Genomic DNA, 14864 nt, shown 5'->3' with positions numbered 1-14864 from the left:
CCCATGACCATCATCAAGAAACTCGTGACCCTGCTGCGCGGCAGCGCCCGCGAACTCGGCCAAAGCGTGGTCGACGGCAACGCCACGCGCATCTACGAACAGGAAATCGTCGACGCCAAGCACAGCATCACCGAAGCCAAGTCCGAGCTGGCCACCGTCATGGCCAAGGAGATGCAGACCGCCCGCGACATGGAGCGCCTGCGCGGCGAGATCCGCCGCCACGAAGACCTGGCCGTGCAGGCCCTGGACAAGGCCAACGAGGGCTTGGCCCTCGAAGTGGCCGAACGCGTGGCCGGCCTCGAATCCGAGCTGCAGGCACAGACCGAAGCCCACGCCAACTTCGCCATGCAGGTGGCGCGCCTGAAGGACCTGATCCGCGCGGCCGAGGCCAAGGTGCGCGAGCACGAGCGCGAAATCGGCATCGCGCGCACCACCGAAAGCGTCTACCGCGCCACGCAGAGCATTTCGGACAGCATCGGCGCCACCGGCTCCAACCTGGTGTCGGCCCGCGAATCGCTGGAGCGCATCAAAAAGCGGCACGAAGACCTGGCCGACCGCATGGCCGCCGCCGAGCAGCTCGACCAGGAGTTCGGCCACAAGGCGCTCGAGCGCAAGCTGGCCGAGGCCGGCATCGGCCCCAGCGACAAGGCGCGCGCCGCCGACGTCATGGCGCGCCTCAAGGCCAGGCGCGAGGGCGGCCAGGCCGCGTCGCCGGCAGCCCCCGCGGCCGCGCCCACGCCCAACGGCCAGGGCAGCTCGGCATCATGAGCCCGGCACCGCGTCGGCCCGAGCGCTGGCAGGGCTCGGACACGGCCTTGCGCGCGGTGCAGGTGGCGTTTGACGTGTCCGAGGCCGTCATGGAGGCCGTGCGCGTCGCGGCCTTTCACGACAACGTCTCGACCTCGACCGAAATCCGCAAGGTGCTGGGCCTGCCCGTTGGTGAAAAGCCCAAGCGCCCGCGTCTGACGGTGACGCTGAGCGCCGAGGACTACGCGCTGCTGGCCAGCCGCTACGGCCTGAATGCCGAAGACCGGCTGGCCATCAAGGAGGCGGCCACGCAGGAGCTGGTGGCCTTCCATGGCTCGGCCGTGCGCTCGCGCAAGAAGGCGCGCTGAGCGGGCGGTGCGTGCCTGGCAGCGGGCGCGTCAACGTCCCATGTCATGATTGACCATCGAAAGCGTCCTGGAGGAGGGCCGCCAAGGCGCCGCCCATAACAACAACACGGGGTTGTCATGTCCGAATTCCTGTCTGTCATCTTCGGCTTCCCGACTGCGGTGTTCACGGTCTTGTTGATCGTGGTGCTGTTCTATTGGGTGCTGGCCACGTTCGGCCTCGTCGACCTGGGCGAGTCGGGCGACGCGGGCGATGTCGGTGACGTGGGCCACGGCCACCTGCACGCCGACGGCCACACCGACGACCTCGGCACGCTCGCGGGCTACCTCGTGGCGTTCGGCCTCAACGGCGTGCCGATCTCGGTCGTCGCCTCGCTGCTGGTGCTGGTGGCTTGGACGATTTCCGCGCTGTCGGGCATTTGGTTCGTGCGCTGGGTGCCGACCGAGCTGCTGCGCTGGGTGGCCGGCGCCGGCGTGCTCGTCGCCGCCAGCGGGCTGTCGCTGGTCATCACCGCCCGCCTGGTGCGGCCGCTGCGCGGCGTATTCCGCACCCGCTACGCCACCACGCACGCCTCGCTCGTGGGCCAAGAATGCGTGATCTGGACCTCCGAGGTGACCCCCACTGTCGGCCGCGCCGAGGTGTCCCAGCACGGTGCGCCGCTGAACATCCGCATCTGGGCCGACACGCCCAACCCCCTCAAGCGGGGCGACAAGGCCTTGATCGTCGAGTACGACGCGGCCGCCAAGCGCTACCGCGTGGAAGCGCTGGACGCATGAGCCGGCGCCGCCACGCCTTCAACACCTGCAGTATGCGCCTGCTGCCGTTCATTTTTGAACGGCAACCAACCCATACTCCGTTCTTCACCTTTTCAACCTTTCACTGAACGACCGCCATGTCCAGCTCCATTTACGTCGTCCTCGCCGTTGCGGCCTGCATCATCGTCGTGCTCATGGGCACGATGTGGGCCATCTCGCGCTTCTTCCGCAAGGTCGAGCAAGGCCAGGCCCTGATCATCAACAAGTTCAGCGGCGCCACCAAGGTCACCTTCTCGGGTGGCATCGTCTGGCCCATCATCGACAAGGCCGAGTACATGGACGTCTCGGTCAAGACCATCGAGATCGACCGCTCGGGCGACCAGGGCCTGATCTGCGCCGACAACATCCGCGCCGACATCAAGGTGAAGTTCTTCGTGCGCGTGAACAACACCGAGGAAGACGTGCTGATGGTGGCGCAGAACATCGGCTGCGCGCGTGCCTCGGACCACGACACGCTCGAAGAGCTGTTCTCGGCCAAGTTCTCCGAAGCCCTCAAAACGGTGGGCAAGTCGCTCAACTTTGAGGAGCTGTACCAGGCGCGCGACCGCTTCCGCGAAATGATCGTGAACCAGATCGGCGACAACCTGCTGGGCTATGCGCTCGAAGACGCCGCCATCGACTACCTGGAGCAGACGCCGCTGCAGCGCCTGGATGCGAACAACATCCTCGACTCGCAAGGCATCCGCAAGATCACCGAGCTGACCGCCCAGCAGAACGTGGTCACCAACGAGCTGCGTCGCAACGAAGAGATGCAGATCAAGAAGAAGAACGTGGAAACGCAGGAAGCCCTGCTGGAGCTGGAGCGTCAACAGGCCGACGCCACGGCCAAGCAAAAGCGCGAGGTCGAGTCCACGGTGGCCCGCGAAGAGGCCGAAACCGCCAAGATCAAGGCCGAAGAACACACGCGCGCCGAACTGGCGCGCCTGCAGTCCGAGCAGCAGCTGGCCGTGCAGCAGGAGAACGTGCTGCGCGAAAAGGAAGTGGCCGAGAACAACCGCAAGCGCGCCGTGGCCATCGAGGAAGAGCGCGTGACGCGCGCCCGCGACCTGGAGGTGGTGGCCCGTGAGAAGGAAGTGACGCTGCAGCGGATCGACAAGGACAAGGCTGTCGAAGTGCAGAAGAAGGCCATTGCCGACGTCATCCGGGAGCGCATCGTGGTCGAGCGCACCGTCGCCGAGCAGGAAGAGGCCATCAAGGAAGTGCGCACCGTCGCCGAAGCCGACCGCACCGGCAAGGCCGTGGTGATCGCCGCCAACGCCGAGGCCGAGGAAAAGGCTGCCATGGAAATCAAGGCCGCCGAGACGCAGGAGCGCAAGGCCCGCCACAAGGCCGCCGAAGAGCAGCTGCTGGCCGATGCCCGCCTGAAGGTGGCCGAGCGCGACGCCGAGGCCAAGAAGCGCGAAGCCGAAGGCCTGGAAGCCATCACCGCCGCACCGGGCCTGGCCCAGGCCAAGATCGACATGGCCGCCGCCAGCGCCAAGCTGGCCACGCTGGAAGCCGAAGCCACGGGCAAGGAGAAGGTCGGCCGCGCCGAAGCCCAGGTCATCGAGGCCCAGGCCGTGGCCGAAGCCACCGGCCTGCGCGCCCGCATGGACGCCGAAGCCGAGGGCAAGGAAAAGGTCGGCAACGCCGAAGCGAACGTGCGCACGGCCGAAGCCATGGCGCTGAGCAAGACCGGCGAAGCCGAGGCGCAGAACATCGAAGCCAAGTTCAGCGCCGAAGCGCGTGGCCTGAAGGAGAAGTTCGAGGCCATGGCCGCCATGAGCGCTGACACGCGCGAGCACGAGGAATACCGCATGCGCCTGGAGTACGCGCACCTGGAAACCCTCAAGCAGATCGACGCACAGACCCACATCGCCAAGGAACAGGCCGAGGTGCTGGGCACCGCGCTCAAGAACGCCAAGATCGACATCGTGGGCGGCCAGGGCGACTACTTCGACTCCTTCGTGCGTGCGCTGTCGGTCGGCAAGGGCATCGACGGCGCCGTGGCCAAGAGCAACACGCTGCAGGTGGCCTTCAAGGACCAGCTGGAAGGCAAGCGCGACGTGGTCGAAGACCTGTCGCAGCTGCTGGGCGCCGCGGGCCAGTCGGCTGGCGAGTTCCAAAACCTGGGCGTGACGGCGCTTGCGGCCAAGCTGATGCGCGAAGGCACGCCGCAGCAGAAGCAGGCCTTGAGCAGCCTGCTGGACTCGCTGCGCAAGCCCGGCTGACGCCACCCGATGGGGCCGCGTGAACGCCAACGGCCTGGTCTGCAGGCCCTGCACCTGGATGACCCCTGCGCCCCTGCACCGGTCCAGCCTGTGCATGGCCTGCCCCCCAGGTGATCCGAGCCCGCCCCCGCGCCGCCAGTCCAACAGGCAGCGCACTGGGGCGCCAACCCGGTGCAGGCCCTGTGGCCTGCACCGGCAGGCGCTGGGACAGGCCACTGTCGCCGATCTCGTGCCACCGGTTTCGTTGGCCGCAGTAACCCCTCCTTGCCAGCAGTATCCACTCATGGTCGTTTCAGAGAAAACGGCAACACCACCATACTGCCCACATTTGATCCGCGTGCCCGCACGCCACAGGAACGTCTTCCACCATGACCGATGCCGTCACCCCGCCCGCCGACGCCATTGACGCCAGCGTGGCCGATTCCAGCAGCTACGACCTGCTGAAAAAGCGCCTCATGGCACAAGGCGACCAGCTGCTGGCCAAGACCCAGCAGCTCAACGCCGCCCGCATCGAGCAGTTTGGCCAGCGCGAGCAGCACCTGCTCACGCGCCTGCGCGCCCGCACCGAGCACAACTGCGTGCCGCGCGACCTGGTCTACCTCAAGGGCAACCGCCTGCTCTTCGGCTACAACGTGTTCATGGGGCTGCGGCGCGAGACCAGCGTGGACGACGTGTTCGCGGTCTACGAGCTGAACCACCACAGCGACAGCGCCGATGGCAGCGAGACCGACGAGCTGGTCCGCGTGCCCATGGAGCAGACCTTCCTCAACGACGCGCGCTTCCTGTCGGACTTCAACGAGCTCTACACCTACTACAAGCAGGCGACGCTGCAGCTGCTGCGCCCCACCAACGAGTTCGTGCTGGCGGCCTTCCAGATCGGCCAGACGGCCAGCGACATCCGCGTCTTCCGCTGGCGCCGCGAGTCGGACGGCTCGCTCAAGTATGTGGACAACCGCGGCGAGCGCGACATCGTGCCGCCGCCCAGCCACGACTTCACCTGGACCACCGTCACGCGCGAGCAGCACGTGGGCGGTGCCCACCCGCACATCAACATCCTCGACACGGTCTTCGTCGAAACCACGGGCGGCACGCTGACCGTCAAGGTCGAGAACAACACCGAGCTGGGCGAAGGCATCTACGAGGAGCCTGTGGATGACCCCAACCAGGCCCTGGGCGACGCCGAGGTCGCCTACGCCCGGCTGGGCCGACTCATCCTGCTGCAGATTCGCCCCTACCGCGAGCCCGAGTCGCGCTACCTGGTCTACAACGAGCGCACGCGCCAGGTCGTGCGCATCGACGCCATCGGCGCCTCGTGCATGCAGCTGCCCGAGGACCACGGCATCATCTTTCCGGGCGGCTACTACCTGCAGTCGGGCGAGTTCAAGCGCTTTGACCTGCCCGAGGACCTGACCGACCAGCTGCGCTTCACCCGCATGCTGCGCTCGCCCAATGGCGAAGACGTGGCCTACATCTTCTACGGCACCGTGCCGGCGCCGCAGGGCAGCCCCTCCACGCTCGATGCCGGTTGCTACGCCATCTTCACCTACAACCTGATCGACAAGACCCTGGCCACACCCATCCTGGCCGACGGCTACAGCCGCTTTCCCGATGGGCGCCTGCTGGTGTTTCAGGCCACGCGCGGCGAGGCCACGCGCGTGCACCCCATGCAGCTGTGGCAAACGCCGTTTGCCACCGAGGAGTACGCCGCCAGGCAGCCCACCGGCACCGGCTTCTTCGGCCGCGTGGGCAATGCCGACCTGGTGCGCGGCGTGTCCGACCTCATGGCCATCGCACGCGCCGTGCGCGAGCAGACCCCCACCCGCACGGCCTACGAAGACCTGATCCGCCAGAGCCAGCGCGCACGCGACGCCTACTTCTGGCTCGACGCCGACGAAGCCCAGCGCGTGGCCGCCGACCTGCAGGCCATCGAACAGGCCGCGCAGGCCACGCTGGCCGAGTTCGAGAAGGTCGAGACCATCCGTGAGGAGACCGCGCGCGCGCTGCAAAAGGCCGAGGGCCAGCAGCGCCAGCTGATGACGGAGATCGCCAGCCAGATGTGGCGCTCGCCGAGCGACTTCGTCGTGGCGCTGGACAAGCTGCGCCAGCGCCAGGGCGAGCTGCACCTGCTGCGCGAGCTGCGCTACGTGGACCTCGCCCGCCTGGACGAGATGGCGGCCCAGATCGCCACCGAGCAGCAGCGGGTGGGCGAACGCGCCATGGTCTTCCTGGCCGACGACAAGGCGTTCGACGGCCAGAAGAAAGCCCTGGCCGACGTGGCCGCGGCCTTGCCGAACGCGCAGACCGCCACGCTGATCGGCGAGCAGCTCGACGCGCTGGACCGCGAGGCGGCCGGCCTGGACCTGCTCAGCGAGCAGCTGGGCGGCCTGCCCGGCGGCGACGCCGTGCAGCGCACGGCCATCCTCGACCGCATCGCCCTGCTCTATGCCGACATCAACCGCCTGCGCGCCGACGCGCGCCAGCGCCGGCGCAGCCTGGGCGCGGCCGAACAACGCGCCGAGTTCGGCGCCCAGTTCAAGCTGTTTGCCCAGGCGGTGGAAAACGCCCTCGAGCTGGCCGACACGCCCGAAAAGTGCGACGACGCGCTGACGCGCCTGCTGGCCCAGCTCGAGGAAATCGAGGCGCGCTTTTCCGAGCAGGAAGACTTCTTGGCCGACATCGCGACGCAACGCGAAACCGTCTACGAAGCCCTGTCGGCACGCCGCCAGAGCCTGGTGGAAGCCCAGCAACGCCGCGCCAAGGCGCTGGGCGATGCCGCCGCGCGCGTGCTCGACGGCATCCCGCGCCGCATCGCCAGTTTCACCGACCTGGCGCAGGTGCACAGCTACTTCGCCTCCGACCCCATGCTGGGCAAGCTGCGCGAGCAGCTGGTGGAGCTGCGCAAGCTCGGCGCCGACGTGGCCGCCGACGACATCGACACGCGGCTGAAAACCGCCCGCGACCAGGCCGTGCGCGCGGTGCGCGACCAGCGCGAGCTGTCGGCCGGCGGCGAAGGCATCAAACTCGGCACACACACCTTCACGGTCAACCGGCAGCCGCTGGACCTCACGCTGGTGGGCCATGGCGATGGCCTGGCCTGGCAGATCACCGGCACCGACTACCTGGCCCCCGTCAGCGACACCCGCCTGGAGGCGCTGCGCCCCTTCTGGCAGCAGGCGCTGGTGTCTGAAAACGCGCAGCTCGCGCGCGCCGAATACCTGGCCAGCGAGTGGTTCACCGCCGTGCAGCGCGGCGACCTCGAGCTGAGGTGGGACGCCTTGCAGCTGCAGCTGCAACAGGCCGCCACGGCCACCGGATCGACGCAGCTCGAGCTGCCCGAAGCCGCCGTCGAATCGCTGCGCCGGTTTGCCGCCAGCCGCTACCAGGAGGGCTACCAGCGCGGCATCCACGACGACGACGCGCTCACCCTGGTGCGCCTGATCGCCCCCATGCAAGGCGCCGCCGGCCTGCTGGTGCATGGCGCGGCCGAGCGCGCCTTCGCCCTGCTCTACTGGCTGGAAGGCATGCGCGAGGAAAACCGCCAGTCGCTGCTGCGGCGTGCGCGCAGCGCGGTGCAGATCGGCAAGGCCTTTGGCCAGCCCGGCCCGCTGCAGGCCCTGGAGGACGAGCTCGCGCAGCAGCTGATCCAGTTTGCCGGCCAGCGGCCCGAAATCAGCCAGACCCTGCTGCCCGACCTCGCCGCGTCGCTCGCCATCGAGCTGCCGCGCAGCGCGTCGGACAGCGACGCCGGCCGCGTCGGCCAGCGCAGCGCGCTGGTCGCCACCCTGTGCCACGAAGCCGCGGGCTACCTGGTGCGCGAGCTGGCACAGCCCGAGCAAGCCGACGGCGTGCACTGGCGCATCAGCGCGCCGGGCCAGGACCTGGCCCAGGCCCTGCACCGGCAATTGGATGTGGGCGGCCTGGCCCAGTCCTGGCAGCGCGACCTGGCGGCCGCCGCCCCCATCGAGCGCTGGCGCCTCGCCCGCCACTGGGTGGCCGCGTATGCCGAGAAACAGCAGGCAGCCTCAACGGCCGGCGACGGCACCCCCGCAAACCATGCGGCGTGGATCGACGACGCCGCCACCGCCATCGCCTTTGACCTGCCGCGCGACCGCGTGGCCGCCGAGCTGGACGGCCTCGCCACGGGCCTGCGCAGCGAACACCCGCGCATCCACGAGGGCCAGCTGGCGGTCAACCTCAACGACTTCTGGCGCCGCGTGCGCCAGCACCGCAGCTGGGCCGTGGCCGGGTTCAACGCCCTGCAGGCGCTGCGCCACGACCTGCTGGCCGACGAAAAAAAGCGCCTGCACCTGGCGCAGTTCCAGGCCAAGCCGCTCTCCACCTTCGTGCGCAACCGGCTCATCGACGAGGTCTACCTGCCCCTCATTGGCCACAACCTGGCCAAGCAGATTGGCGCCTCGGGCGAGCAGGCCCGCACCGACCGCATGGGCATGCTGCTGCTGATCTCGCCCCCGGGCTACGGCAAGACCACCCTCATGGAGTACGTGGCCGACCGCCTCGGGCTGGTGTTCGTGCGCATCAACTGCCCCGCGCTGGGCCACAGCGTCACCAGCATCGACCCCAGCACCGCGCCCAACAGCGCGGCGCGGCAGGAGCTGGAGAAGCTCAACCTGGGCCTGGCCATGGGCTCGAACGTGATGCTGTACCTGGACGACATCCAGCACACCCACCCCGAGTTCCTGCAGAAGTTCATCGCCCTGGCCGACGGCACACGCCGCATCGAAGGCGTGTGGAACGGCCAGCCGCGTACCTGGGACATGCGCGGCAAGCGCTTCGCGGTGGTCATGGCGGGCAACCCCTACACCGAATCGGGCGACGTGTTCCGCATTCCGGACATGCTGGCCAACCGCGCCGACATCTACAACCTGGGCGACGTGCTCTCGGGCCGCGAGGCCGTGTTCGCGCTCTCGTACATCGAGAACGCGCTGACGGCCAACCCGGTGACGCTGCCGCTGGCCTCGCGCGAGCCCAAGGACGTGCACCTGCTGGTGCGCCTGGCGCAGGGCGAGGTGATCGAGCCCGGCGCGTTCTCGCACCCCTACAGCGCGGCCGAGCTCGACGAGCTCAAGGCACTGCTGCAGCGCCTGTTCAAGGTGCGCGACGTGCTGCTCAAGGTCAACCTGGGCTACATCGAATCGGCCGCCCAGGACGATGCCTACCGCACCAAGCCGCCGTTCCGCCTGCAGGGCAGCTACCGCAACATGACGCGCCTGGCGCCGCAGGTGACGGCATTGATGCGCGACGACGAGCTCGACAACCTCGTGCGCGACCACTACCGCGGCGAAGCGCAAACGCTGACCACGGGCGCCGAGGAAAACCTGCTGCAGCTGGCCCACCTGCTGGGCCGCCCCAGCGAGGACGAGCAGGCCCGCTGGCAGGCCATCGTGGCCGACTACCAGCGCCACAAGAAGATCGGCGGCGCCAGCGACGACCCCAGCATCCGCGTCACCAACGGCCTCATCGACATCGCGCGCAGCGTGGCCGAGCTGCAGCCCAAGCAGCCCCTGGCCGACACCGTGCAGGCGCTGGGTGGTGAGTTGAGTGGCCAATTCGGTGAACGCCTGGGTGAGCAATTGGGCCAGCACCTGGGCCAACAACTCTCGACGCAATTGGCCGCGCAGATGACGCGCCTCATCGAGCAACAGACGCGCCAGCTGCAGCCGCTGCAGCAGAGCCAGCACGCGCTGACCGAGCAACTGGCGACGCCGCTGGCCGCCATTGCCCAGCTGGCCACCCAGCTGGAAAGCGGCCAGGCCCAGTCGCAGCAGCAGCTGCGCGCCAGCCTGGACGCCACGGCGCGCGCCGTGCACACGCTGGAGGCCAGCACCCAGACGCTGGCCGCCAACAGCCAGGCGGCCGAAAGCCAACGCATGATCGACGCGCTGCTGTCGCTCTCCGTCACCTACCGGCAGCTCATCATGCCGCTGGTCACGGCCGTGGAACGCCTGGGCGTGGGCCAGGTCAACCACGCCGAAATGACCCGCGTGCAGCAGCAGATCGACCAGCTGGGCGAGGCCGATGCGGCCAAGCCAGGCGACGATTGATGAGGAGTATGCACAGCCTTCCGATGAATTGACATCGAATATCCATGCATACTGCCCATTCAATTTCCTGACCACCATGAAACGCCTGGACACCCGGCAGACCGACGCGGCCCTGGCGGCCACCTGCATGCAGCTGGCCGCACGCGATCCCGCCCGCCAGGCGCTGGCCGTGTCGCTGCTCGTGGCGCAGCGGCGTTGGCCCGCCTTGGAGGCCTACCTGCAGACCGTGGCGGCGGATTCGGGCCCGGCGACGGCGCGGGCGTTGGCCTTGCCCACGGGTCGGCCCGCGCTGCTGCACCTGGCCAGCAGCGACCCGGCCGCCACCGCGCGCACGCTGGATGCGCTGAAAACCTGGGGCTGGCTGGCCAGCGATGCCCAGGCTCGTGCCGTGGCGCGCACGCCAGCGCCTTGGGAGCAGAACACCTTCCCGGTCACCCCGCCCAGTGCGCAGCAGTGGCTGAACGCGGGCCTGCGCGCTGCCGTGCACAGCGACGACCTGGCCCGCGTGCGCTGGTGGCAGGACCAGGGGGCCGATGTGCGGCATCAGGACGACGACGGTTGCAACGCCGTTCAGGCGGCGAAATCGGTCGCCATGCTCGACGCGCTGCTGACGCAAGGCGCGCCCACCGACGGCTGCCGGCGCTGGGATGGGCGTGCCATCGACCGCATGGCCCGCGACGGCCGCGCCGACCTGCTGGCCCGCATGGCCGCGCACGGCGCCGACTTCGCCTCGCTGGGCTGGTCGCCCCTGCACCGCCTGGTGGTGATGGGCAGCGCGTCAGACCTGGAGGCGGCGCTGGCCGACCCCGCCCAGGCCGCGCTGCGCACCCAGCTCGAAGCCCGCCAGAGCTGGGGGCGAACGCCCATTTCATATGCGGCCCAGCAAGGCGATGTGCGCAAGCTCGAGGCCCTCCGGCGCGCGGGCGCCGACGTGCAGGTGGTGTGGCGCGACCACACGCTGGGGTACTGGGTGGGCGAGTCGCGCGAGCCGGACGCCATGCGCTGGTGGCTGGCGCAGCCCGGTGTGCACGTCGACGCCGTCGTGGGCGGCCTGGGCAGCACGCTGCTGATCGAGGCGGTGGAGAGAGACGACCTGCGCCTGGCCGTGCTGCTGCTGGCGGCCGGCGCCAGTGTGCACATTCGCGGTGAACTGACCAGTCCCCTGGAGGCCGCCATCAGCCCCGCCATGCAGCGCCTGCTGATGCAGCATGGCGCACCGCCCGATGCGCTGGACCGCCATGGCGCGCGTGTGTGGCTGGGCCTGCCGCATGGCGACCCCTTTGACCACGCGCGCCAGGCTGAGTGGCTGCTGGGCTGCACGCCCACCGAGTTCGCCGCGCAGCACACGCCGCGCCTGGACACGCACAACGGCGAAGACATCACCAGCGCCTTTCACGTGGCCATGATCGAGTCCAACGAATCGGCCTATGGCGCGGCCCAAGCCTTCGGTCTAGAACAGAGCTTTGCCGATGAAGCCTGGGCCCACGTGTGGAACACCGACCGCTTTGGCCAGAGCCTGACGGTGCTGCCCGATGGCCGCTGCATCCAGATCGGCGGCGAGCACGAAGACGGCTACGACCCCGACTTCTTCATCTACAACGACGTCATCGTGCACACACCGCCCGCCGCCGGCAGCGATGACCCGCGCTGGGACCGGCGCGTGTTCGCCTACCCGGCGGACGTGTTCCCGCCCACCGACCACCACAGCGCCACCCTGTGCGGCGACGAGGTCATCGTCATCGGCTGCCTGGGCCACGACCACCAGCGCCAGCCCGGCCACACGCCGGTCTACGCCCTGCACATCCACAGCCTGCAGATGCGCCGCATCGTGTGCGAGGGGGATGGCCAGGAAGGGCCCAGCCAGGAGGGGGCCAACCAGGCCAGGCCCATGCCCGGCTGGATCCACGGCCACCAGGCCAGGCTCACGGCGCCGGGCGTCATCGAGGTCTGGGGCGGCAAGCACATCCCCGGACCCTCAGGCCTCATCGAGGACTGGCCCGAGCGCTGGCAGCTCGACGTGCCCACCGGGCGCTGGACCCGGCTGGCCTGAGGCGAGTCCGGGTCCGGGCGGCCGGCCCAGGCGACGAAGATGCAAGCCAAAGGGCCGTGCCACCGTGACAGCTCGCGTCACCTCGTCATCACCCGGTCATGACGGCGCCAAGGGCAGCCGCGTGCCCCGATCGAGTGGCACAACCCCGCCACCGAGGCCTGGGCGCCGCTGTCGGTGGCGCGCCAGTGGTAGACAGCGCGGCAAACGATGCCCGGCCAACCACGCAGGGCGTGCGCAGCGGGAGACCGGTGCTGAGGTGGCAGGCAATGCCACCCGCTTCAGCGAAGAGGCCCCGCGGGCCCGGATCACCGGCGGTTGCCACCCCGACCAGCGCGGGCGACGCGATCGCCCGTCAGCGCGCCAGGTGCACGCCTCAGCGGTCGAGCGAGATGTTGGCCTGCTTGGCGATGGCGGCGTAGTTCTGGGTGTCGCGCTCGATCAAGGCCTGGAACTGCGCCGGCGTGCTGCCCTGTGCGCTCATGCCCATGTCGGCCAGCTTCTTGATCAGCTCGGGGTTCTTCAGCGCCTTGCCGATTTCGGTGGACAGGCGATCGACGATGGCCTTGGGCGTGCCCGCAGGCGCCATCAGGCCGATCCAGGAGCTTTGCACAAAGCCCGGCACGCCGGCCTCTTCCAGGGTGGGGACGTCGGGCGTGCAGGGGCAGCGCTTGGGCAGGCTCACGGCCAGCACCTTGAGCGTGCCGGCCTTCACGTGCGGCATGGGCACCATGGCCGGGTCGAACAGGAAATCGATCTGGCCCGAGGTCAGGTCGGCCAGGATGGGGGCGCTGCCGTTGTAGGGCACGTGCGTGCCGTCGATGCCCTCTTTCAGGGTGAAGGCCGCGCCCAGGAAATGGCCGGTCGACCCGGGGCCGGTCGAGGCATAGCTGACCGGCTTGGTCTTGGCCCAGGCGACCAGCTCCTTCACGTTTTTGGCCGGGGTCTGCGCCCGCGTGAACAGGTACATGGGGATGTCCACCAGGTGCGACACGGGGGCGAGGTCGCTGTGCTTGTACGGCAGGTTCTTGAACAGGGTGTAGTTGGCCGCGTACGAGGCCGGCACGATGCCGAAGGTGTAGCCGTCGGCGGCCGAGCGCACGAGCTGCGCCGTGCCCACGGTGGTGTTGGCGCCGGGCTTGTTCTCGATGACGATGGGCTGGCCCAGCGCCTTGGCCACGGGCTCCATCACCATGCGGGTCGAGGTGTCGACCGAGCCGCCGGGGGTGTAGGGCAGCACCACCTTGATGGGCTTGCTCGGCCAGGTGTCGGCCTGGGCCAGGCCGGCCAGGCCAGTGGCAGCCAGCGCCACGGACAGCGCAAAAACCGAAGGTTGCTTGAACACGTTGTCTCCTGAAGTCGGGAATCTTGAAAGGGTGCGCGCGGGACGTTCAGGGTGGGCCAAGCCGCACCGTCGGCGCGGCGGGCTCGGGCAGCCCTGGGGCGGCGCCACGGCGTGTCGCGCCGGCATCATAGGGAGGGCCGGGCGCGCAGCCAGTCGCCTGGATCACCCCGGCCGGGTCGCCGCAGCACCACTTGCGGGCGCAGGCCTGGCCGCAACAAAACTAGGGTATGCAGCCACACCCGTTTCATTCAAAACGGACAGCCGGCTATACTACCTATTGATTCATTCACCCCGCTCACGACTTGCCAGCGGTGAAGCCGCCGTCCACCAGCAGGCAGGTGCCGGTCACGAAGCTGGCCTCGTCGCTGGCCAGGAACAGCACGGCGTTGGCCACCTCCTCGTCGCGGCCCAGGCGGCCCAGGGGATGCAGGCGGATCAGGGCCTCGCGCTGGGCCGGCTCCAGGTGCTTGATCAAGGGCGTGTCGATGTAGCCCGGACCGATGGCGTTGACGCGCACGCCGAGGGGCGCGGCCTCGAGCGCCAGCGTGCGCGTGAGGTTGACCACGCCGGCCTTGGCCGAGGCGTAGGCCGCCGTGCCCGACTGGCCCAGCACGCCGAGGATGGAGGCGCAGTTGACGATGTTGCCGCTGCGCTGCTTGTAGAGCACCGGCAGCACCGCGCGCGCCACGCGGAACACGCCGTTGAGGTTGATGTCGATGACGTGCAGCCAGGTCGCGTCATCGGTGGCATGGGCGGGTGCGCCCGCGGCCACGCCGGCGTTGTTGAACACCGCATCCAGTCGGCCCAGCTGGGCCACGGTTTCGTCGACCAGCTCGCCCACCTGCTGCGTGTGCGCCACGTCGCACGGCACGAACAGGCAGCGGCCGCCGTGCGGGGCCGCTGCGTCGTTCAGCGCCTGGGCCCGCGCCGCGCCATCGCTGCTGTCCAGGTCGGACAGCACCACGTTCGCGCCCTCCTTCAGGCACCGCGTGACCGTGGCCAGTCCGATGCCGCTGGCACCGCCCGTGACCAGCATGTTTTTGCCTGCAAGCCGCATGTCGTCTCCTCTGTTGTGCGTGATCGAAAACCGAGAACGGGCCATCTTAGGCGCGTCACCGCCCCGGCGCCGTTCCATGGCCTTGCCCGCTGGCGAAACAGGCGCCGACTCGGGCGGTCGTGGGCACGGCGGTGGACCTGGACGGACGGTGCAGAACGCGTAGAGCGAGGCGCGCCGAGTGGGGCGCTGTCAACACGCTCGTCCAGGCGCCCCCA

The 14864-nt window shown here is 69.2% G+C and carries 8 protein-coding genes; 6 read left to right on the top strand and 2 right to left on the bottom strand.

The window, feature by feature from the left end:
- The first annotated feature begins 3 nt into the window (after nucleotides 1-3).
- The 6 genes from CCO03_RS02860 (at nucleotide 4) to CCO03_RS02835 (ending at nucleotide 12250) form a co-directional block, all read left to right on the top strand.
- Entirely contained in the window at nucleotides 4-768 is a 765-nt protein-coding gene (locus tag CCO03_RS02860) for a PspA/IM30 family protein (RefSeq protein WP_087277001.1), read from the top strand.
- Entirely contained in the window at nucleotides 765-1115 is a 351-nt protein-coding gene (locus CCO03_RS02855) for a hypothetical protein (protein WP_087276999.1), read from the top strand. Before CCO03_RS02860 ends, CCO03_RS02855 begins: the two co-directional genes overlap by 4 nt.
- A gap of 117 nt (nucleotides 1116-1232) precedes the next feature.
- Nucleotides 1233-1889: a ubiquinone biosynthesis protein gene (locus CCO03_RS02850; protein ID WP_087276995.1), complete on the top strand. Its 657-nt coding sequence runs from the start codon at nucleotides 1233-1235 to the stop codon at nucleotides 1887-1889.
- Nucleotides 1890-2005: 116 nt separating this feature from the next.
- Nucleotides 2006-4138, top strand: a complete 2133-nt coding sequence (locus CCO03_RS02845) for a flotillin family protein (RefSeq protein ID WP_087276992.1) — start codon at nucleotides 2006-2008, stop codon at nucleotides 4136-4138.
- A 368-nt stretch (nucleotides 4139-4506) separates the two neighbouring features.
- Nucleotides 4507-10200 (top strand): DNA repair ATPase, encoded by a 5694-nt coding sequence (locus CCO03_RS02840; protein ID WP_205690353.1) that lies wholly within the window; start codon nucleotides 4507-4509, stop codon nucleotides 10198-10200.
- Between the two features lie 76 nt (nucleotides 10201-10276).
- The gene (locus CCO03_RS02835; RefSeq protein WP_087276989.1) at nucleotides 10277-12250 is read left to right on the top strand and encodes an ankyrin repeat domain-containing protein; all 1974 of its coding nucleotides are present in this window, start codon (nucleotides 10277-10279) and stop codon (nucleotides 12248-12250) included.
- 373 nt (nucleotides 12251-12623) lie between these two features.
- Here the strand turns inward: CCO03_RS02835 and CCO03_RS02830 are convergent, their stop codons facing one another.
- Together CCO03_RS02830 and CCO03_RS02825 are read right to left on the bottom strand one after the other, a co-directional pair.
- On the bottom strand, nucleotides 12624-13592 hold the full coding sequence (locus CCO03_RS02830; RefSeq protein ID WP_236904007.1) for a Bug family tripartite tricarboxylate transporter substrate binding protein: 969 nt from the start codon (nucleotides 13590-13592) through the stop codon (nucleotides 12624-12626).
- Nucleotides 13593-13887: 295 nt separating this feature from the next.
- Nucleotides 13888-14649, bottom strand: a complete 762-nt coding sequence (locus CCO03_RS02825; RefSeq protein WP_087276986.1) for an SDR family NAD(P)-dependent oxidoreductase — start codon at nucleotides 14647-14649, stop codon at nucleotides 13888-13890.
- Nucleotides 14650-14864: the final 215 nt, after the last annotated feature.

It is taken from the genome of Comamonas serinivorans (assembly GCF_002158865.1).
Taxonomy (GTDB): domain Bacteria; phylum Pseudomonadota; class Gammaproteobacteria; order Burkholderiales; family Burkholderiaceae_C; genus Comamonas_E; species Comamonas_E serinivorans.
The sequence above is the reverse complement of the archived record's forward strand: the minus strand, read 5'-3'. Positions and strand labels throughout refer to the sequence as shown.